The sequence below is a fragment of the Nonomuraea dietziae genome, assembly GCF_014195505.1.
GTDB lineage: Bacteria > Actinomycetota > Actinomycetes > Streptosporangiales > Streptosporangiaceae > Nonomuraea > Nonomuraea roseola.
This window is the reverse complement of sequence record NZ_JACIBV010000002.1, coordinates 705,949-725,725: the sequence shown is the minus strand read 5'-3', so window position 1 is coordinate 725,725 and position 19,777 is coordinate 705,949. Positions and strand designations below refer to the sequence as shown.

Sequence of the window (19,777 nt, the reverse complement as noted above, 5' to 3'; positions counted from 1 at the left end):
AAATCCCGTGGGGAAGGCGCCGTCAGCGTCTAGTGTGGGCCTGTCCCGCCCGGCCACGCCTTCCCTCGGAGAGTCGATGACACCCCTTCGCCCCCTGCACGACTCCTGGACCGTCCGATCGGCCTCAGGTGAGGTGGTGGCGCCCGCGACCGTGCCGGGCTGCGTGCACACCGACCTGCTCGCCGCGGGACTGATCCCCGATCCCTACCTGGACGCCAACGAGGACGCCCTGACGTGGATCGGGGGCGAGGAGTGGCACTACGAGAGCGCCTTCCAGTGGGACGGCACCGGGCACGAGCGCACCGACCTGGTCTGCGAAGGGCTCGACACCGTGGCGAGGATCGAGCTGAACGGTGTCGTGATCGGCCGGAGCGCCAACATGCACCGCTCCTACCGGTTCGAGGCGGCTCACGCGCTGCGGCCGGGCGCCAACCGCCTGAGCGTCGTCTTCTCCTCGGCCGTCGAGCACGCCGAGCGGCTGCGCGAGGAGCTGGGCTTTCGTCCCGGCGCCTACGCCGCCCCCTACAACTTCATCAGGAAGATGGCCTGCAACTTCGGCTGGGACTGGGGTCCGGCCCTGGTGACGGCGGGCATCTGGAAGCCGATCGGGCTGCACTCGTGGAGCGGCGCGCGCCTGGCCGAGGTCCGTCCCGTCGTGACCGTGGAAGGCGGCGTCGGCAGGGTCGCCGTCCACGTCGAGGTCGAGCGGTCGGCGCGGTCGGAAGGGCAGCTGTGGGTCACGGCGGCCGTCGCGGGCGTGTCGGTCGTGGGAGCGCTCCCGCCCGGCGCGGACTCCGCCGTGGTGGAGCTGGAGGTGCCAGATCCCGCGCTGTGGTGGCCCCGCGGGTACGGCGAGCAGCCCCTCCACGAGCTGGAGGTCATCCTCGCCGCCGCGCCTGGCGCGGGCGACGTCCTCGACCGCCGGCAGGTGCGGATCGGCTTCAGGACCGTCGAGCTCGACACCGAGGCGGGGGCCTTCACCCTGAAGGTCAACGGCGTGGCGGTCTTCGCCAAGGGCGTCAACTGGATCCCCGACGACTGCTTCCCCTCCAGGATCGGCCGTGACCGCTACGCCGCCCGGCTCGTCCAGGCGTGCGAGGCGGGCGTGAACCTCATGCGGGTCTGGGGCGGAGGGCTGTACGAGAGCGACGACTTCTACGACCTGTGCGACGAGCTCGGCCTGCTGGTCTGGCAGGACTTCCTCTTCGCCTGCGCCGCCTACCCCGAGGAGACGCCGCTGCGCGAGGAGGTGGAGGCGGAGGCCAGGCAGAACGTCGCCAGGCTCATGCCGCACCCCAGCCTTGCGCTGTGGTGCGGCAACAACGAGAACATCTGGGGCTACGCCGACTGGAACTGGCGCGAACCCCTCGAAGGCCGCACCTGGGGCGAGGGCTACTACCTCGACCTGCTGCCCGGCATCGTCGGGGAGCTCGACCCCGGCAGGCCGTACTGGCCGGGCAGCCCGTACTCGGGCTCCATGGACGTGCACCCCAACGACCCCGGCCACCACAACATCCACATCTGGGATGTATGGAACGAGCGCGACTACACCGCCTACAGGGAGTACACCCCCAGGTTCGTGGCGGAGTTCGGCTTCCAGGCGCCAGCCGCCTACGCCACCATCAGGAGGGCCATCTCCGACGAGCCGCCGGCGCCCGACTCTCCGGGCCTGCTCCACCACCAGAAGGCCATCGACGGCAACCGCAAGCTGGCCGCGGGGCTCGAGGCGCACTTCCCCGCGCCCGTCACCTTCGACGACTGGCACTACCTGACGCAGGTCAACCAGGCCAGGGCCATCCAACTGGGCGTCGAGCACTTCAGGTCGCTGTGGCCGCACTGCGCGGGCGCGGTGGTGTGGCAGCTCAACGACTGCTGGCCGGTCACCTCCTGGTCGGCGATCGACGGCGACGGCCGGAAGAAGCCGCTCTACCACGCGCTGCGCAGGGCCTACGCCGACCGGCTGCTGACCGTGCAGCCGCGGGGGGAGGGGCTGGCGGTGGTGGCCGTCAACGACGGCCCCGAGGCGTGGACGGCCGAGGTGCGGGCGGTACGGCACGCGATGGACGGCTCCGAGCTGCGTGCGCAGAGCTTCACGCTGGAGGTGCAGCCGCGCGGCGCGGCCACGGCGCACCTGACGATCGCCACCCCCGGCGACCCCGCCCGCGAGCTGATCACGGTGACGGCGGGGGAGCACAGGGCGTGGTGGTTCTTCCTGCCCGACAAGGACCTCGACCTGCCCGCCGCCGACTTCACGCTCACCGTGGAGGGGCGCGAGGTGCTCGTCGAGGCGCACACCCTGGTACGCGACCTGACGATCTACCCCGACAGGGTCGATCCCGCGGCCGAGGTGGACGACCAGCTGATCACGCTGCTGCCGGGCGAGAGCCACCGCTTCACGCTCAGCAGGCCGGTGGCCGAGCCGCCGGTGAGGTGCGTGAACGAGAGGCGCGGCGAGGCGTCCACCAGGTGAGGGGCCGGAGGGAGCCAGGAGGTACTTACCCGGTTCACCAGGTTGGGGCGGCGCGATAGTCTCGACCTCGGCCGCCCCCGCGCATTCGGAGACGTTGTGACAGAGCTGCTTTCCAACCCCGTCAAGCACTACGCCTGGGGTTCGCACACCGCCATCGCGACGCTGACGGGGCGTCCGAGCCCCTCGCCCGAGCCCGAGGCGGAGATGTGGCTCGGCGCCCACCCCTCCGGGCCCTCCCTGCTGGTGGAGCGAGGCCGCACGCTCGACGAGGCGATCGCCGACGACCCCGAGGGCGAGCTCGGCGCCGAGACGCTCGCCCGGTTCGGGGCGCGCCTGCCGTACCTGCTGAAGCTGATCGCGGTCGACAGCGTGCTGTCGCTGCAGGTGCACCCCTCGGCCGAGCAGGCCGAGGCGGGCCACGCGCGCGGCGCCTACGTCGACGCCTATCCCAAGCCCGAGCTGATCTGCGCGCTGACGCCGTTCAGCGGCCTGGCCGGCTTCCGCGCCCCGCAGGAGGCGGCGCGGCTGCTGGCCGAGCTCGAGGTGGCCGAGCTGGAGCCGGTCGTGGCGCGGCTGCGCGCGGGCGACACGGCGGGCGCGCTGCGGCTGCTGCTGGAGTGGCCCGAGCGCAAGAGGCTGGTCGAGGCCGTCGTGGCCGCGGCGGAGCGGCTCGGCCACGACCTCGTGACGCGCCTGGCCGAGCAGTACCCCGACGACCCCGCCGTGCTGGCCCCTCTGCTGATGAACCGGCACGACCTGCGGCCCGGCGAGGCGCTGTTCCTCGGCGCGGGGGTGCTGCACGCCTACGTGAGCGGGTTCGGCGTGGAGATCATGGGCGGCTCGGACAACGTGCTGCGCGCCGGGCTGACCAGCAAGCCGATCGACGTCGACGAACTGCTGCGCGTCACCGACGCCGCCGCCCAGCCGCTGCGGGTCGAGGCCGTCGACGGGCTCTACAGCGTGCCGGTCCCCGAGTTCGCGCTCGGCCGCCTCGAGGCTCCTGACACGCGCCTGGAGGGCGGGCTTCCCCGCGTCCTCGTCTGCACGGCGGGCGAGGTGGCCGTCGACGGCAGGCTGCTGCGCGCGGGCGAGTCGGCGTTCTCGCGCGGCTCGGCCGGCGGCGTCGAGCTGCGCGGCCCCGGCACGATCTTCTGGGCGCAGCCGTCTCGGGTGGCGGACGCGCAGGGTCGTGGGGCCTGAGGGCGGATAGTCTGAACAGAGCACATCTGCCGAGCACCGAGAGAGATCATGAAGACCTTCGATGAGCTGTTCGCCGAGCTGTCCGACAAGGCACACACCAGGCCCGAGGGCTCTGGCACCGTGGCCGCGCTCGACGCCGGCGTCCATGCCATCGGCAAGAAGGTCGTCGAGGAGGCCGCCGAGAGCTGGATGGCCGCCGAGCACGAGTCCGACGACCGCGCCGCCGAGGAGATCTCCCAGCTGCTCTACCACGTGCAGTGCCTCATGATCGCCCGTGGCATCGGGCTCGACCAGGTCTACAAGTACCTCTGAAAGGTTCGCCACGATGCTACGGCTGGCCGTACCCAACAAGGGCGCCCTCAACGAGGCCGCCGCCACCATGCTCAAGGAAGCCGGCTACCGCACCAGGAAGGACAGCAAGGAGCTGGTCGTCGTCGACCCCGACAACGACTGCGAGCTGTTCTTCCTGCGCCCGCGTGACATCGCCGTCTACGTCGGCGAGGGCACGCTCGACGCCGGCATCACCGGGCGCGACATGCTCTTCGACTCGGGCGCGCCGGTGGAGGAGATGTTGCCGCTGGGCTTCGGCGGCTCCACCTTCCGCCTGGCCGCCAAGGCGGGCGCCATGTCCTCCGTGCAGGACCTCGACGGCCTGCGCATCGCGACCTCCTACGCGGGGCTGCTGGAGAAGTACCTGTCGGAGAGCGGTGTCGACGCCCGCGTCATCAAGCTCGACGGCGCGGTCGAGACCGCCATCCACCTCGGCGTCGCCGACGCCGTCGCCGACGTGGTCGAGACCGGCACCACGCTGCGCAACGTCGGCCTCGAGGTGTTCGGCGAGCCGATCATGCGCTCCGAGGCGGTGCTGATCAGGCGGCACGGCGCCACCGACACGCCGGGCACCCAGCAGCTCGTGCGCCGCCTGCAGGGCGTCATCCACGCCCGCGACTACGTGCTGATGGACTACGACATCCGCGCCGAGCAGATCGAGCAGGCCAGCAAGCTCACGCCCGGCATGGAGGGGCCGACCATCTCGCCGCTGCACCGCGAGGGATGGGTGGCCGTCCGCACGATGGTGCCGCGCAGGGGGCACCAGCAGGTGATGGACCAGCTCTGGGAGATCGGCGCCCGCGCCATCCTGGTCACGGACATCTACGCCTGCAGGCTATAGCGCCCGGGCGCGGGGAGTACCATTCTCGTCACCGTGCGTGACGAACTGATCTCCCGCCGGCGGGTGCTGGTCGGCGGCACCCTCGTCGGGGGCGCCGCCCTGTCAGGCGCCGGCTTCGTGGGCGGGGTCGCCTTCGGCCGCGCGGTGCCCGCCGTGCCCGAGCGCCGCGCGCCCCGCGAGCTGCGGGAGCCCGTGAGCGCGGAGCGGGCCTGGGCGGCGCTGTCGGCGGGCAACAGGCGCTGGATGGTGGGCAGGGCCCGCCATCCCCACCAGGACCCCTCCCGCAGGCGCTACGTCGCCACGAGCCAGCATCCCTACGCCGTCGTGCTGTCCTGCATCGACTCCAGAGTGCCGCCCGAGGTCGTCTTCGACGTGGGCGTCGGCGACCTGCTGGTGGTGCGGACGGCGGCGCACACCCTCGACCCCCTGGTGCTGGGCGCCGTCGAGTACGGCCCCGAGGAGCTGGGCGTCCCCCTCGTCGTGGTGCTCGGCCACCAGCGCTGCGGCGCGGTCACCGCCGCCGCCCACGCCATCCGCGACCGCGTCACGCTGCCCGGAGACCTGCAGCGCATCGTCGAGGCGCTGCGCGGGGTCTACACCCCCGACATCGAGCGGATGATCACCGCCCACACCCGCGACACGGTCGCCAGGCTGCGCCCGCTGCTCCCGCACGTGGTGGGCGCCCGCTACGACCTCGACTCCGGCGGGGTGACCAGGCTCGTCTGACAGATGGCCGCGCAGCTCTCATCGGAGCGCGGCCACGGCCTTCACGGCCCTGTCGACCTGCTCGGGGCTGGTCAGGATCGAGGTGCCGAAGCGGAGGTAGACCTGTAGGTAGGGCGTGGTACTGGTGAGGATGCGCTGGGCGCGCAGGCGCTCGACCGCCTGGAAGGGCGTGACGCCGTCGATCTCGCAGCAGACCAGACCCGCCGACAGCTGCGCGCTCATCGGGGTGATCAGCCGCACCCGCGGGTCGGCGGCCAGGCCCTCCTTGAGGCGGGTGGCCAGCTCCAGCGTCCGCGCCTCGATCTTGTCCTTGCCGATCGAGGTCTGGAAGGCGAAGGCCTCGGCCATCGCCCAGCGGTGCTCGTAGGCCTTGTAGCCGCCGGGGGTGTTGATGATCCCTCCTGGGCCCGTGGGGGCGGTGCGGCCGAACCAGGCGCGGAAGGTCTGGTTGCTGAAGCTCGGGACGATCGGGGCGACGCTCTCCCACTGCCTGCCGTACAGGATGCCGGTGCCGCGCGGGCCGAACAGCCACTTGTGGGTGCCGGTGGCCAGGAAGTCGCAGCCCAGGTCGGCGACGGAGTCGGCCAGAGCGCCGAAGCCGTGCACGCCGTCGACGCACAGCAGCGCCCTGTCGCGCTCGTCGCGGCCGCGGTTGGCCTCGGCGAGCGCGTCGGCGATGGCGCGGATCGGCAGCCGCACCCCGGTGCTCGAGTGCACCCAGGTGACGGCGACGATCCTGGTGCGCGGCGTGAGGCCGGCCCTGATCGCGCTCACGATCTGGTCGGCGCTCGCCTTGGCCGCATCGTCGTACAGGCGCACCCTGTGGACCTTCGCACCGGTGCGCTCGGCGAGCATGCGCAGGTTGTCGTGGGTGGCCATGAAGTCGTGCTCGGTGGTGAGCACCTCCTGCCCTGGACGCAGGCGCAGGCCGGAGTAGAGCAGGCTCAGCGCCATCGTGGTGCTGTCGGTCAGCGCCACCTCGCCCTCCTCGGCGCCGACGAAGCGTTCGGCGGCGGCCCTGGTGGCGGCCTCGCGGTCCTCCGCCTCGAGATATCCGGCGGTGTCGGCGTCGAGGGCGTCGCGGTGGCGCTGGATGGCCTGCCGTACGGGGGCGGGATGGGCGGCCAGGACGAAGGCCGCGAAATTGGCGATCTCGGGGTCGAGGGCGAACTGGGCGCGCACGGCCTCCCAGCCCTCCTTCGGTGGCGTGGTGCGAGTAGTCGTCGGGGTCGTGGTGGTGCAGCCCGCGAGGGTCGCGCTCGCCCCGCCCAGCAGCAGCGTCCGCCTGTTCAGCACGATTCCCTTCTAGCACGCTAACGTGCCGATGTGGGACGACCAGCCAAGTTCGCGGCCGACCAGATCCTCGACGCCGCCGCCGCCCTCGCCGCCGAGGGCGGTCACGAGGCCGTCACCGTTACGGCCATCGCCGCACGTCTCGGCGCGCCCAGCGGGTCGGTCTATCACCGGTACGGCTCGCGCGACCTGCTGCTCGCGCATCTGTGGATCAGGGCGGTGCGCCGCTTCCAGGAGGGCTTCCTGCTCGCCGCCCGCGAGCCCGACCTCGCCCTGGCGGTGCGCGCCGCGGCCTCGCACGTGGCCGGGTGGGCCGCCGAGCACCCTGACGAGGCGCGGCTGCTGCTCGCGCACAACGTGGCGGAGCTGCGCGAGCGCTGGCCGTCCGAGCTGGGGGAGGAGCTCGAAGGGCTCAACACGGCGGTCGCCTCCGCGCTGCGCGACCTGGCCGCGCGGCTGCCCGGCCAGGCGCTGGAGAGAGTCACGTTCGCGCTGGTCGACGTGCCTGTCGCGGCTGTGCGACGGCACGTGCTCGCCGGGCGGCCGGTGCCAGGCTCCGCCGTACGGCTGGCGGAGACCGCCGCCCTCGCGGTAGTTTTAGAGAGTGATCTCTAAAACTGTGGACCGCCTCTACGAGGCCTTCGCGGCAGGCGACGCCGCGGCGCTGTCCGCCACCCTCCACCCCGACCTGGTCCTGAGGGTGAGCGACGGCATGCCGATGGGTGTCGGCGGCGAGCACCACGGACCGCGCGGCGCCCTGGGCGGCTGCTGGGGCGTCATCTTCGCCGCGTACGACACCAGGCCCGTCCCCGAGGAGCAGGTGTGGGCCGGTGACGACAGGGTCGTGGTGTTCGGGCACTACCGCGGCGTCTCGCGGGCCACGGGTCAGCCCTTCGAGGCCGCCTTCGCCCACGACCTGAAGCTCAGGGACGGGCTGATCGCCGGCTTCACCCAGATCACCGATACGGCCCGGTGGCCGCGCGCATGAGGTCGCTCACCCTGACGACGCCGAGGCACCTGCCCACCTCGTCCGTCACCACCAGGTCGTCGTAGACGCGGGCGCTGTCCTGCCCCGCGACCTGCATAGCGGCGATGGCGGGCGTCGTCCTGGGCACCGTTCTCGGTGGATCGGCCAGGCGCAGCGCGGGCTTCTTGCCGTGCAGGGCGTGCCCGTAGCGGCCGGCGATCGACAGCAGGAAGCGGCTGCGGTCCAGGCTGCCCTCGGGGCGCTGGTACTCGTCCACCAGGATCACGCTGGTGATCGAAGGCTCGGTGCCGAACGCCTCCACCACCTCCTCGGACGTCGCCCTCTCCGGCAGCGTCACCGCCGGCAGCAGCAGCTCCTGCACCCTGGGGCCGAGCATGAGGTCCGTCCGCGACGGCTTGCGCACGGGCAGCGGCACCCGCACCCGCCCGTCGGGGCCCGGACGAAGGAGCGGGCCCTCGGCCAGCCGTACGCCCCAGCTCCTGACCGTGGCCAGCTGCGCCTCGCCGGTGATGCCGGGGGTCAGCACGTGCGCGCCGATCCCGCGCGCGAGCGTCGCCAGCGCCTCGCCCACTGCCGTTCGCCTGTGGTCGTCCGGCACCCTGGCCACCAGCTCGGGGGCGAGCACGATCAGGTACGGCGCGGCCTCGGTGACCAGCTCCATCGGCAGGCTGCCGACCCCCATGCCGCCGAAGGCGACGAGGTGGCCGATCGCCCTCAGCCCGTCGAGGCCGACGAGCAGCGCCCGCCTGTCGGCGTCCTGACAGGGGCCGTGGACCTTGAGTATCACCTCCCTCGGCCGTCTGCCCGACCTCCTGAGGGCCTCGTGCAGCGGGGCGAGAGCTCCCGAACCGCGGATGACCATGTGGGTGGGCAGGTCGAGGAGGAGGGGCAGAGTGCCGGGGGCCAGCTCGGAGGCGCCTGGCGGCACGTGCAACGCGATGACACCGCCGGTCTCGAGATCGACCACTGGGGAGACCGAGGCGGAAGCTTCCGGGTCGTGCGGGGGAAGCAGGGGAGTCTGAAGAGACACCTCCACATTGTGGGCGCATCTCACCAGCTCCATAAGGCGCACGGCGCGAAGTTCACCGATATTTCGCCATGAGTTCCGAGCTCAACCCGGCTCTCACTCCACCGATGGAAGCCAGGCTCGCAACGCACCGAGGATGCGCGCCCAGGGTCTTCGGTGGCCAGGTTCGGGCCGTGGGCGCTCTGCCGCCGACCCGTGGTCGTGGGCTAGTCTCGTGCCGCATATTTCGATCATGTGAGGCATACGTGGACATCGGCCCTTACCGGATCATCCGTCAGCTCGGGCAGGGCGGGCAGGGCACGGTCTACCTCGGGCAGGACCAGCACGGCGGGCTGGCCGCAGTCAAGGTCATGAACGGCGGGATCGACCGCTCCTTCGCCCGCGAGGTCGCCGCCGCCCGCCAGGTCGACGAGTTCTGCACGGCCCGCCTCCTGCGGGCCGATCTCGACCACCAGCCGCCCTACGTGGCCAGCGAGTACATCGACGGCCCCGCGCTGGCGGCGGTCGCCCCGGTTCGAGGGGCGGCGCTGACCCGCCTGGCCATCGGCACGGCCACGGCGCTGGCCGCCATCCACCGGGCCGGCGTCGTGCACCGCGACTTCAAACCGGCCAACGTGCTCATCGGCTCCGACGGGCCGCGGGTGATCGACTTCGGCATCGCCAGGCTGGTCGGCGTCACCGCCACCAAGGACGGCGCGTCGGGCACGCCGCCTTACATGGCGCCCGAGCAGTTCAGCGGCCTGCCGGTGGGGCCCGCGTCCGACGTGTTCGCGTGGGGCTCGACGATGGTCTACGCCGCCAACGGGCGGCCGCCATTCGGCAGCGACACCTTCGCCGCGACCGCCTACCGCATCCTGCACAGCGAGCCCGACCTGGGTGAGCTGCCCGAACCGCTGCGTGGGATCGTCGCGCGCTGCCTGTCCAAGGATCCCGCAGGGCGGCCGTCGGCCCGCGACCTGCTGCTGGCGCTGCTGGGCGAGCGGGCGCCCGCCCACGAGGTCGCCGCGCTGCGCGAGGGCGCCGAGGCGGCCCACGGCGGCGCCGTACGGGGCGGGTCCGTGCATGAGCGGCCGACGGCGGAGCGGAGCTCCTCCGTCCTCTCGCGGCGGGCGCTGCTGGCGGCGGGGGGAGCGGTCTGCGCCGCGGCGGTGGTGACCGCGGGCGTGGTGCTGTGGCGGGGCGGTGACCGGTCAGGCACACCCGTGGGCACCGGCACGCCGACGCCCACCGCCACACCGACGGCCACCGGCACCACGGCGGACACCGTCACCGCGATGGCCGGGGCGCCGACGCCCGCGCAGCTTCCCGCGGCTCTGGAGGCGGCGGTCGGCGCGAAGCCCATGGCCGACTTCACCTTCGAGGGCCGGATCTCGCAGGGCACGTGGTCGACCAAGGCGACGGGGAGGCTGTCCTACGATCACGGCGCGGGATCCTCGCCGTTCGACACCCGCATGGACATGAAGGTCACCGCCGAGCACCTCGAGCTGACCAAGCACGTGGTGCTCGCCGACAGCGACCACGTCGAAGGCAAGGCCGTGGACAACCCCGCGGAAGAGCCGATCATGCTCTACGCCCGGTGCGCGCACGCGATGGGCGCGGTGGGCATCGTCGCCGACCTGGCCAGGCTGACGGAGAACGTGACGGCGTCCAAGCGCCGTTACTCCGGCGTGCTGGCCACCACGAAGGCGCCGGCCTCGCTCTGGCGGCAGATCAGCGAGATCAACAACGACGAGTTCACCGAGCGGCAGCTCGCCAGGACCACCCTGTCCTGGGTGCTCACGCTGGACGAAGAGAACAGGCCGGAGTCCTTCGAGCTCTCCTGGCACTTCCTGCTCGACGACGGCACGAGACTGACCTCCCCCTTCGAGACGCGCTACAGCAGGTGGCGGGAAGGGAGGGTCAGCGAGCCGGGCTGACGTTTGCCATTTCCTGACGATCCCTCCTCGGGGCGGGCGCGCATCATGGAAGGGAGCGGAAGAAGTCAGCCATGTCCACTGATGAGAACAAGGCGCTGGTGCGCCGCTACTACGCCGAGATCGACAGGGGCGACATCGACGCCCTGGACGAACTCGTCGCCGAGGACTACCTCGACCACTCCCCGCCGCCGTTTCCCGGGTTCGCCCCCGGCCGTGAGGGACTCAAAGAGATCTTCCGCCTGTTCTGGGAGGCCACACCCGGCACCCACGACATCGAGGACCAGATCGCGGAAGATGACAAGGTCGTGACGAGGCTCACGGCCCACGGTGTCCACAAGGGCGACCTTCCAGGCATCCCGGCCACGGGGCGCCGGCTGACCGTCACGGCGACGGTCGTGCACCGCGTCGAGAACGGCAGGCTCGCGGAGAAGTGGTCCGACAAGGACGTTCTCGGCTTCCTCCAGCAGCTCGGCGTCCTGCCCGACCTCGGCGGCCCTCTGGAGTAGGCCGAGGGCCGCCGCTTCGCCGGCCTCAAGGCGGGGTAGAGGATCGGGCCGTGCCCGCTGCCACACGCTCCTCCTCTGCCGGGGGCGGCGGCGTATCGGTGCTACCCGGTACGCTGCGACGGTGAAGGCAAGGCCCGCGAAGGGCGGGGGTCGCTGGGTCGCGGTGCCGCCCGAACGCCTCCAGCGCTGGATCGACGGGTTCGCCGACAGGCACGGCCCCTTCGAGTCCACGGGCGACGACCACGTCGTACGGCTGGCCGCCGCCGACGGCGCGCTCGCCGAGTGCCACGCGCCCTTCCCCCCGCTGCCGCTGGGAGCGCCGCGCGTGGCCACCCTGGTCACCCACGCCCGCGCCGAGCGCCTGGTCGGCGTGGTGCTCGTCCGTCTCGGCGGTTTCGCGGCGGGCGTCTTCCACGGCAGCAGGCTGATCGCCTCCAAGGTCGACTCCCGCTACGTCCAGGGGCGCACGGCCGCGGGCGGCTGGTCGCAACAGCGGTTCGCCAGGCGCAGGCAGAACCAGGCCGGGCAGACCTACCAGGCCGCCGCCGACACCGCCCTGCGGGTGCTGTCGCCGCACCTGGACGGCATGGCCGCGGTGGTGTTCGGCGGCGACCGCAAGGCCGTCGACCTGATGCGGGCCGAGCGGAGGCTCGCCCCGCTGTTCGCCCTGGAGGCCGAGCCGTTCCTCACGGTGCCCGACCCCAGGCTGGTGGTGCTCCAGGAGACGCCGGCGCAGTTCCGCGCCGTCAGGATCCACGTCACCGACCCGCCGTGACGAGGCCCTGACCGGCGGTCGCCCGTCAGGAGGGGCGGGTCACGGGCTCGCGCTGACACGGACCGCGTCGGCCACGACGTAGCCCGTCGCGGAGGTCCATCTGCTTACCCCCACCACGTTGTAGGTGCCCGCGTTCAGCGTGAAGGTGCCGAGCGAGCGCCACTGCCCGCCGCCCGTGCGCTGGTCGAGGAGGACCGTCCTGGTGCCTCCCGCCGCCGACACGATGTACGGCGTGGCGCTGTTGTAGCCGGGGTCGGCCGGATGCCACACCTCCACCCGGTAGCTGCCCGTGGCGGGTACGGCCGCGGGAAACCAGGCCGGGTCGCTGGCCGCGACAGGAGCGGCGAACCGGTAGTCGGCGCCGTGGCGCTGCGCGGAGTAGGCGGAGGTGCCCCACGCCGAGCTCGCGGAGGGGCCGTCGACCACGACGCTGAACGCCCCGCTCTCCTGGTGCGTCCTGCTGAGGGCGCTCACGTGGTAGGTCCCCTGCCCCGAGGAGGGGTCGGTGAAGGAGGTCCCTCTCGTGGTCCCGAGCAGGTTGCGAGCGTCGGTGACCAGGCAGGGGTCGGCCGCCTCCCCCCGGTAGACCGCGTAGGAGGCCGCGCCGGTGCCCTGCCACGACACCGTCGTCCCCCCTGGCCCCTGCGTGAGCGAGGTGATCGTGGGAGCGGGCGGGGCGCCCGCCGTCCCTCTGGGCGGGATCAGGGCCGGCCTCGAGTAGTGGTCGGCCACCACCCTGGAGAAGCCGCCCAACCGGTCGGCGCGCACGTCCTTCGCGCTGAAGTAGACGTCGCCGAGCATCTCGGGGTGGGCGCGGTTGACCCGCAGGTGGTCGCTGAGCTCGGCGGGGTCCTGCCAGGCGGGGTCCTGGCCTGAGGCGCCCGTCCTGTAGGCGGCCTGTCCGGCGTACAGCTGCACGCCCGTGCCCCTCACCACCTCCGACCACCAGGCCGTCAGCACCGCGTAGTCGGCCGCGGCGTGGCCGATGTGCCAGTAGAGCTGCGGTGTCAGGTAGTCGACCCAGCCCTGCTTCACCCAGCGGCGGCTGTCGGCGTAGATGGAGTCGTAGGACTGCAGGCCCGAGGTGCGCGAGCCGAGCGGGTCGGTGGAGGCGTTGCGCCAGATGCCGAACGGGCTGACGCCGAAGGCGACGTGCGCCTTGGCGGCGTGGATGCGCTCGTCCAGCTCGCGCACCAGCAGGTTGACGTTGTCGCGCCGCCAGTCGGCGACGTTGGAGAAGCCGCCGCCGTACTGCGCGAACGTGGCCGAGTCCGGGATGGTCTGCCCGCTGACCGGATACGGGTAGAAGTAGTCGTCGAGGTGCACGCCGTCCACGTCGTAGCGGGTGACGGCGTCCATGATGGCGTCCTCGATGAAGTCACGGACCGTGGGGATGCCGGGGTTGTAGTAGAGCTTGCCGCCGTAGGCGAAGCGCCACCCCGGGTTCTTCCTGGCGGGGTGACTGGCGACGAGGCGGCTCGGATCGTCGTGGTTGGCCACGCGGTAGGGGTTGAACCACGCGTGGAACTCCAGGTTACGGGCGTGCGCCTCGGCGACCATGAACGCCAGCGGATCGTAGCCGGGGTCGCCGCCCTGGGTGCCGGTCAGCCACTGCGACCACGGCTCGTACGGCGAGGGCCACAGCGCGTCGGCCGTGGGTCTGACCTGCACGATGACGGCGTTCATCCGCTTCTGGACGGCCAGGTCGAGCCAGGAGCGGAACTCGGCCTGCTGGGCGGAGACCGACAGCCCCGTCCTGCTGGGCCAGTCGATGTTGGCGACCGAGGAGATCCACATCGCCCTGAACTGACGCTTCGGCGTGGCCGGGTCGGGGACGCACGCGGCGGAGGCGGCGGAGAAGGCGGCGGCGGAGGGAGCGGCGGGGGAGACGAGGGCGGTGAGCGCGAGGGCGAGGAGAGCCGCTAATCGGGTCACAGCTCGCATGGTGACGATCGGCGGGCGGCTCGACAAGACCCGGAAGGCGAAAATTTTCATCTACTGGCTATGTAATGTCAATTATCGACATCAGTCATGAACCCTCTTATGGTGCAAGGGGACACCCCCCTTGCACGAGGAGCGCTCATGCGCCGATTAGTCGCCCTTGTCGCTACCGCCCTCTCCGCCCTCCTCCTCGCCGCGCACCCCGCTCACACCGCCCTCGCCGACCGTGACCCGCTCCGCACGGCCTTCGCCAAGGCCGCCGCCGCCCATGACGTCCCGCGAGACCTGCTGGCCGCCATCGCCTACGCCGAGACGCACCTCGACGGCCACGACGGCAGCCCCAGCGCCAGCGGCGGCTACGGCGTGATGCACCTGGTCAGCAACCCCACCACGCACACGCTGGAGAAGGCCGCCGAGCTCACGGGCCTGCCGGTGGAGAAGCTGCGCGCCGACACGGACGCCAACATCCTCGGCGGCGCCGCCGTCCTTCGCTCCATCGCCGACGAACTCGGCCTCGACGAGGCGGCCAGGAAGGACGAGGGCCGCTGGTACGGCGCCGTCGCCAGGTACGGCAACGCCTCCACCCCCGAGCTCTCCCGCCTGTACGCCGACGCCGTCTATGAACTGCTCGGGCTGGGCTTCAAGGCCAAGGGCCTGCGCGTGGCGCCCCGCGAGGTCACCGCCGACAGGGGAGAGTACGCCGCGGCGCAGGACCTGAACGCCAGGGCGGTCGCGGCCAGCCCCGACTACCCGAACGCCAGCTGGGTTCCGGCCAACTCCGGCAACTACACCGCCTCGAGCCGCCCGTCGAGCTACGCCATCGACCGGGTGATCGTTCACGTGACCCAGGGCTCCTACGCCGGCACCATCTCCTGGTTCCAGAACCCGAGCGCCAATGTCTCGGCCCACTACGTGATCCGCTCCTCCGACGGCGCCACCACGCAGATGGTCCGCGACAAGGACGTCGCCTGGCACGCGGGCAACTGGAGCTACAACACCCGCTCCATCGGCATCGAGCACGAGGGCTGGGTCAGCGACGCCTCCTGGTTCACCGACGCGATGTACCGCGCCTCGGCCGCGCTGACCCGCCACATCTGCGACAAGTACGGCATCCCCAAGGACCGGACCCACATCATCGGGCACAACCAGGTTCCCGGCGCCACGCACACCGACCCTGGCCCGCACTGGAACTGGACCACCTACATGTCGTACGTGACCGGTGGTGGCGGCGGCACCTGGTCGGCCACGGTCGACAACGCGGGCGCCTTCACCGCCAGCGCCAACTGGGGCACCTCGTCCTACTCCGCCCAGCGCCACGGCGCCGACTACCGCTTCGCGAGCCCGGTCGCGGCCAGCGACCCCGCCTGGTTCAGGGCCAACCTGCCCAGCACCGGCAGCTACCGGGTCGAGGTCTGGTACCCCTCCGATCCGGGCTACAACAGCTCGGCGCCGTACATCGTCGCCACGTCGAGCGGCAACCAGACGGTCTTCGTGGACCAGCGCTCGGGCGGTGGGGGCTGGCGCAGCATCGGCACCTTCACGCTCAACGCCGGTGACCGCGACGTCGTCGGCGTGAGCCGCTGGACGTCGGGCGTGGGCTACGTCGTCGCCGACGCCGTCCGGATCACCCGCCTCTGAACCATCCGAGGGTACGGCACGCGACCTCGCGCGTGCCGTACCCTCTCATCATGAGGCCTTAAGACGATTCAAAAAGATCATGCCTCCCGCTATGATGAGCCCCGTTCACAGCGGGGAAGGCTTCGTGAGGATCAATGGCCACCACGAACATCAAGGAGGTCGCGCAGCTGGCGCGCGTCTCCGTGGGCACGGTGAGCAACGTGCTCAACCGCCCCGAGATCGTCTCTCCCGCCACGAGAGAGCGGGTCTTCGCGGCGATCCGCCAGCTGGGTTTCGTCCGCAACGAGGTCGCCCGCCACCTGCGGGTCGGGCGCAGCCGTACCGTCGGGCTGGTCGTGCTCGACGTGGCCAACCCCTTCTTCGCCGACGTCGCGCAGGGCGCGGAGGCGCTGGCCGACGAGCACGACACCATGGTCGTGCTGTGCAACAGCGCGGCCAGCCCGCACAGGGAGCGCCGCCATCTCGACCAGCTCGAACAGCAGCGCGTGCTCGGCATCCTGATCACGCCCGTGGAGGCCGACAATCCCAGGCTGCTCCAGCTCGCCGCGAGGGGAACCCCTGTGGTCCTGGTCGACAGGGCCGCTCACGGGAGCCAGTGCTCGGTGTCGGTGGACGACAGGCTGGGCGGCAGGCTCGCCGGCAACCACCTCATCGAGCAGGGGCACAGGCGCGTCGCCTTCGTCGGAGGGCCGCTCTCCTTCCAGCAGGTCGCCGACCGTCACGCGGGCATCACCAGCGCCGTCGAGGCGGCCGAGGGCGTCGTGCTCGAGACGCTGTCGATGCCCGCGCTGAGCATCGCCGAGGGCAGGGCAGCAGGGGAGCGCGTCGCCGCGCTGCCGCCGCCGTCCAGGCCGACGGCCGTGTTCTGCGCCAACGACCTGCTCGCGCTGGGCTTCTTCCAGGCGATGACCGCGCAGGGGGTGCGGGTGCCGCACGACGTGGCCATCGTCGGCTACGACGACATCGACTTCGCCGCCGCCTCGGCGGTGCCGCTCTCCTCCGTCAGGCAGCCGCGCGACCTGCTCGGCCGTACGGCGATCGACCTGCTGCTCGAAGAGGTCGAGGAGCCCGACAGGCACAGCCACAGACAGGTGATCTTCCAGCCCGATCTGGTGGTGCGGGAGTCCAGCCTCCGACCGGGAGCCAGCACGTGACAGAGCTGTATCGCAACGCACTGGCGGGCCCCTCCGACCTGGAGGGCTTCCGCCTCGAGGGCGACGGGGCGCTGTCCTTCCCCCAGGGCAGGCTGCGCCTGGAGAGCCTGCGCCCGCCCGAGGACGGGCAGGCGGCCAACATCGTGCTGTGGTGCCCGGACGACTTCCCCGCCGACGTCACCGTCGAGTGGGACTTCTGGCCGGTGCGCGAGCCTGGCCTGTGCATCATGTTCTTCCACGCCAGAGGCAGGCGGGGCGAGGACCTGTTCGACCTGGCTCCGCGCACGGGGCCCTACGAGCAGTACCACCACGGTGACCTCGACGCCTACCATGTCTCGTACTTCCGCCGCATGTGGCCGTCGGAGCGCTCGTTGCACACCTGCAACCTGCGCAAGAGCTACGGTTTCCACCTCGTCGCGCAGGGCGCCGACCCCCTGCCCGCGGTCATGGACGCCCAGGGGCCCTATGCCATGAAGCTGACGATCAGCCGGGGGGAGATCTCCTTCCAGGTCAACGGCCTGACCTCCTTCACCTGGAAGGACGACAGCCCGCTGACCGGCGGCAAGATCGGGTTGCGGCAGATGGCCCCGATGATCGGCGAGTACGCGAATCTGCGGGTTTCGACTCATTGACTTTGAGTCGATTCAACACTACGTTCGCAGCACCAACCGCCGTTCACCCGCTTTTTACAGGGCAGGAACCCCGGTGCAACTCTTCATCCCCTTCGGCCGCTCCACCTTCACCGGTGGTGCGACATGACCGGCTCCACCTGGTTGACCAGGCTCTACTCCGCCTGTGACGAGGTGCTGTGGGCGGTCAGGCTCAACCTGCTCTGGATCGTGTTCACCCTCGCGGGCGGCGTGGTCCTAGGCCTCGGTCCCGCCACCGTCGCGGCGTACACGCTGGCGCGGCGGCACGCTGAAAATGAAACGATTCATAACTGGCGCGAATTCCTCGACGTCTACCGGCGGGAGTTCGTCAGGGGCTCGTTGCTCGTGCTGCCACCAGCGGCGCTGGGCACCGTCCTCGCGGGCAACTACCTGTACTTCTCTGCTCTGGGCCCGGCGGGCGAGGCCCCGAGGGCGGCGACCCTCGTGGCGCTGCTCGTGCTGGTCGTCATCACCGCCCACCTGCTGCCCCTGTACGTCCGCTACGACCTCAGGCTGCCCGCCTACCTGGTCAAGGCTTCACTGTTCGCGCTGGTCCGTCCCGCCTCCACGATTGTGCTGCTGTTCGTCTTCGTGGCGGTGGTCTACGCGGGCGCGACGCTGCCGGTCCTCGCCCTCGCCGTCGGCGCGGGAGCGTGGATCCAGCTGAACACCTGGCTCTGCCTGCGCTTCTTCGCGGAGAACGAAGCGCGTCTGCATCCGAAAGGAAACTGATGAGCACATCCCCCCGCCGCCTCCTGGCCGGTGTGTTAACGCTAACAGCCGCTCTCCTCGCCGCCGCCTGTTCGGGCGGAGGAGCAGGCGAGGGCCAGGGCGGCAACGGCGCGCTGACCATGATGGTCCCGCTGTTCGGCACGGCTCCCAACCCCTCGGGTGAGATCCAGCAGGCCGTCGAGAAGCTGACCGGCAAGAAGCTTCAGATCACCTGGGTGCCCAACGCCGACTACCCCGACAAGACCAACGTCACGCTGGCCTCGGACAAGATCCCTGACGTCATGGTCATCCAGGACAACAAGGGCCCGTCCTTCGTCAAGGCCGCCGAGGCAGGCGCGTTCTGGGACCTGACCGACAAGCTGGACAAGTACCCGAACCTCAAGCCCAGGAACGAGCAGGTCAGGCTCAACTCCTCGACCAACGGCAAGAACTACGGCATCTACCGCATCAGGCCGCTGCTGCGCTCGGCGGTGCTGCTGCGCAAGGACTGGCTGGACAAGCTCGGCCTGGAGCTGCCCAAGACCACCGACGACCTCTACAACGTGGCCAAGGCGTTCACCGAGAAGGACCCCGACGGCAACGGCAAGAAGGACACCTACGGCCTCATCATCCCGAAGTGGCCGACCCCGATCTTCAACTCCTCCAACCCGTTCAACGCCATCGACGTCTGGTTCGGCGCCCCCAACGGCTACGGCATGCGCGACGGCAAGCTCGTCCCCGAGTTCGACACGCCTGAATTCATGGAGGCCAACCGCTACATGAAGAAGATGGTCGACGAGGGCCTGGTCAACCGCGACTTCGCCACTCTCGACACCGCCAAGTGGAACGACCCGTTCGTCCAGGGCAAGGGCGGCATCATCATCGACGTCAACGTGCGGGCCACCCAGCTGTACAGCCTGCTCAAGGAGCAGGACCCGGACGGCTACGCCAAGAAGCTGGCGATGACCGGCAACCTCTCGCGCCCCGACGGCAAGAAGTTCTCGCTCCCCTTCACCGGCTTCAACGGCATCGTCACGATCTCCAAGCAGAACATCAGGACCGAGGCCCAGCTCGACGACGTGCTCAAGGCTCTGGACAAGCTGGCCTCCAAGGAGGGCGCGAGGCTCGTCAACAACGGCATCGAGGGGCGTAACTACAAGGTCGAGGACGGCTACGCCGTGCGGATCAACGAGAACGACCCCGCGGTCAAGACCATCAACAACGACGTCGACTACGCCTTCATCCAGCTGGGCACCACGTCGAGCGTCGGCGTGGCGGGCGACGCCTACGAGCTCAGGCCGGCGAGCGAGGCGGAGCGGGAGAACCTCAAGCTGCGCAAGGAGCTGGAGGAGCTCGACCTGCAGACGGCGGTGCACGACCCGGCGCTTCCCTACATCTCGCCGACGCTGACGGCCAAGGGCGCGACCCTTCACCCGATCGTCACCGACGCCAGGGTCAAGTACCTGGCGGGAGAGATCACCGAGGAGCAGCTCAAGGCCGAGATCAAGCGCTGGTACGACAGCGGCGGCACGCAGGTCGTCACCGAACTGGGCGCCCTGGTCGCCAAGGCCGGTAACTGATTCGCCAGGGGGCTCGGGAACAGTCCCGAGC

The 19,777-nt window shown here is 71.0% G+C and carries 18 protein-coding genes; 15 read left to right on the top strand and 3 right to left on the bottom strand.

What is annotated here, in order from left to right:
• The first annotated feature begins 76 nt into the window (after positions 1-76).
• The 5 genes from FHR33_RS46080 (at position 77) to FHR33_RS46060 (ending at position 5,567) form a co-directional block, all read left to right on the top strand.
• Positions 77-2,470, top strand: coding sequence for a glycoside hydrolase family 2 protein (locus FHR33_RS46080; RefSeq protein ID WP_183661893.1), 2,394 nt, complete (start codon positions 77-79; stop codon positions 2,468-2,470).
• Between the two features lie 96 nt (positions 2,471-2,566).
• Positions 2,567-3,670 carry a mannose-6-phosphate isomerase, class I gene (manA, locus tag FHR33_RS46075; RefSeq protein WP_183661891.1) on the top strand — a complete coding sequence of 368 codons (1,104 nt, stop codon included), beginning with the start codon at positions 2,567-2,569 and terminating at the stop codon, positions 3,668-3,670.
• 48 nt (positions 3,671-3,718) lie between these two features.
• Positions 3,719-3,982 (top strand): phosphoribosyl-ATP diphosphatase, encoded by a 264-nt coding sequence (locus tag FHR33_RS46070; protein WP_183661889.1) that lies wholly within the window; start codon positions 3,719-3,721, stop codon positions 3,980-3,982.
• A 13-nt stretch (positions 3,983-3,995) separates the two neighbouring features.
• Positions 3,996-4,841: an ATP phosphoribosyltransferase gene (gene hisG / locus FHR33_RS46065; RefSeq protein ID WP_183661887.1), complete on the top strand. Its 846-nt coding sequence runs from the start codon at positions 3,996-3,998 to the stop codon at positions 4,839-4,841.
• A 33-nt stretch (positions 4,842-4,874) separates the two neighbouring features.
• Positions 4,875-5,567, top strand: coding sequence for a carbonic anhydrase (locus FHR33_RS46060; protein ID WP_221242566.1), 693 nt, complete (start codon positions 4,875-4,877; stop codon positions 5,565-5,567).
• Between the two features lie 18 nt (positions 5,568-5,585).
• Here FHR33_RS46060 and FHR33_RS46055 read toward each other — a convergent pair whose 3' ends face one another.
• Positions 5,586-6,863 (bottom strand): aminotransferase class V-fold PLP-dependent enzyme, encoded by a 1,278-nt coding sequence (locus FHR33_RS46055; RefSeq protein ID WP_183661885.1) that lies wholly within the window; start codon positions 6,861-6,863, stop codon positions 5,586-5,588.
• A 30-nt stretch (positions 6,864-6,893) separates the two neighbouring features.
• Here FHR33_RS46055 and FHR33_RS46050 point away from each other — a divergent pair, with 30 nt between their 5' ends.
• The gene (locus FHR33_RS46050; RefSeq protein WP_183661884.1) at positions 6,894-7,475 is read left to right on the top strand and encodes a TetR/AcrR family transcriptional regulator; all 582 of its coding nucleotides are present in this window, start codon (positions 6,894-6,896) and stop codon (positions 7,473-7,475) included.
• Positions 7,465-7,848 carry a nuclear transport factor 2 family protein gene (locus FHR33_RS46045; RefSeq protein WP_312896081.1) on the top strand — a complete coding sequence of 128 codons (384 nt, stop codon included), beginning with the start codon at positions 7,465-7,467 and terminating at the stop codon, positions 7,846-7,848. The genes FHR33_RS46050 and FHR33_RS46045 overlap by 11 nt, the downstream gene beginning before the upstream one ends.
• On the opposite strand, the gene FHR33_RS46040 is transcribed toward FHR33_RS46045, so the two are convergent.
• Complete coding sequence (locus tag FHR33_RS46040) at positions 7,817-8,878, bottom strand: EAL domain-containing protein (protein ID WP_312896080.1); 1,062 nt, start codon at positions 8,876-8,878, stop codon at positions 7,817-7,819. The two genes, FHR33_RS46045 and FHR33_RS46040, sit on opposite strands and share 32 nt — an antisense overlap.
• A gap of 242 nt (positions 8,879-9,120) precedes the next feature.
• On the opposite strand from FHR33_RS46040, the gene FHR33_RS46035 reads away from it, so the two are divergent.
• The 3 genes from FHR33_RS46035 (at position 9,121) to FHR33_RS51325 (ending at position 12,072) form a co-directional block, all read left to right on the top strand.
• Positions 9,121-10,791 carry a serine/threonine-protein kinase gene (locus FHR33_RS46035; RefSeq protein WP_183661880.1) on the top strand — a complete coding sequence of 557 codons (1,671 nt, stop codon included), beginning with the start codon at positions 9,121-9,123 and terminating at the stop codon, positions 10,789-10,791.
• A 71-nt stretch (positions 10,792-10,862) separates the two neighbouring features.
• Positions 10,863-11,297 carry an ester cyclase gene (locus tag FHR33_RS46030; protein WP_183661878.1) on the top strand — a complete coding sequence of 145 codons (435 nt, stop codon included), beginning with the start codon at positions 10,863-10,865 and terminating at the stop codon, positions 11,295-11,297.
• Between the two features lie 121 nt (positions 11,298-11,418).
• A complete protein-coding gene (locus FHR33_RS51325; protein ID WP_183661876.1) occupies positions 11,419-12,072 on the top strand; it encodes an acVLRF1 family peptidyl-tRNA hydrolase in 654 nt (217 codons plus the stop codon).
• A 39-nt stretch (positions 12,073-12,111) separates the two neighbouring features.
• Here the strand turns inward: FHR33_RS51325 and FHR33_RS46020 are convergent, their stop codons facing one another.
• Positions 12,112-14,016 (bottom strand): family 10 glycosylhydrolase, encoded by a 1,905-nt coding sequence (locus FHR33_RS46020; protein WP_183661874.1) that lies wholly within the window; start codon positions 14,014-14,016, stop codon positions 12,112-12,114.
• A gap of 138 nt (positions 14,017-14,154) precedes the next feature.
• On the opposite strand from FHR33_RS46020, the gene FHR33_RS46015 reads away from it, so the two are divergent.
• From FHR33_RS46015 to FHR33_RS45995, 5 genes are all read left to right on the top strand, one after another.
• Positions 14,155-15,651: a golvesin C-terminal-like domain-containing protein gene (locus FHR33_RS46015; protein WP_183661872.1), complete on the top strand. Its 1,497-nt coding sequence runs from the start codon at positions 14,155-14,157 to the stop codon at positions 15,649-15,651.
• A gap of 134 nt (positions 15,652-15,785) precedes the next feature.
• Entirely contained in the window at positions 15,786-16,805 is a 1,020-nt protein-coding gene (locus FHR33_RS46010; RefSeq protein ID WP_183661870.1) for a LacI family DNA-binding transcriptional regulator, read from the top strand.
• Entirely contained in the window at positions 16,802-17,437 is a 636-nt protein-coding gene (locus FHR33_RS46005; RefSeq protein ID WP_183661868.1) for a DUF1961 family protein, read from the top strand. The genes FHR33_RS46010 and FHR33_RS46005 overlap by 4 nt, the downstream gene beginning before the upstream one ends.
• Positions 17,438-17,560: 123 nt before the next feature.
• A complete protein-coding gene (locus tag FHR33_RS46000) occupies positions 17,561-18,187 on the top strand; it encodes a YesL family protein (protein ID WP_183661866.1) in 627 nt (208 codons plus the stop codon).
• Entirely contained in the window at positions 18,187-19,746 is a 1,560-nt protein-coding gene (locus tag FHR33_RS45995; protein ID WP_183661864.1) for an extracellular solute-binding protein, read from the top strand. Before FHR33_RS46000 ends, FHR33_RS45995 begins: the two co-directional genes overlap by 1 nt.
• Positions 19,747-19,777: the final 31 nt, after the last annotated feature.

Bases quoted from the DNA above. Each gene is read 5' to 3' on its own strand.
- FHR33_RS45995 (WP_183661864.1), top strand. From the start codon at position 18,187: ATGAGCACATCCCCCCGCCGCCTCCTGGCCGGTGTGTTAACGCTAACA.
- FHR33_RS46070 (WP_183661889.1), top strand. From the start codon at position 3,719: ATGAAGACCTTCGATGAGCTGTTCGCCGAGCTGTCCGACAAGGCACAC.
- FHR33_RS46030 (WP_183661878.1), top strand. From the start codon at position 10,863: ATGTCCACTGATGAGAACAAGGCGCTGGTGCGCCGCTACTACGCCGAG.
- FHR33_RS46020 (WP_183661874.1), bottom strand. From the start codon at position 14,016: ATGCGAGCTGTGACCCGATTAGCGGCTCTCCTCGCCCTCGCGCTCACC.
- FHR33_RS46010 (WP_183661870.1), top strand. From the start codon at position 15,786: ATGGCCACCACGAACATCAAGGAGGTCGCGCAGCTGGCGCGCGTCTCC.
- FHR33_RS46015 (WP_183661872.1), top strand. From the start codon at position 14,155: ATGCGCCGATTAGTCGCCCTTGTCGCTACCGCCCTCTCCGCCCTCCTC.
- hisG (WP_183661887.1), top strand. From the start codon at position 3,996: ATGCTACGGCTGGCCGTACCCAACAAGGGCGCCCTCAACGAGGCCGCC.
- FHR33_RS46080 (WP_183661893.1), top strand. From the start codon at position 77: ATGACACCCCTTCGCCCCCTGCACGACTCCTGGACCGTCCGATCGGCC.
- FHR33_RS46000 (WP_183661866.1), top strand. From the start codon at position 17,561: ATGACCGGCTCCACCTGGTTGACCAGGCTCTACTCCGCCTGTGACGAG.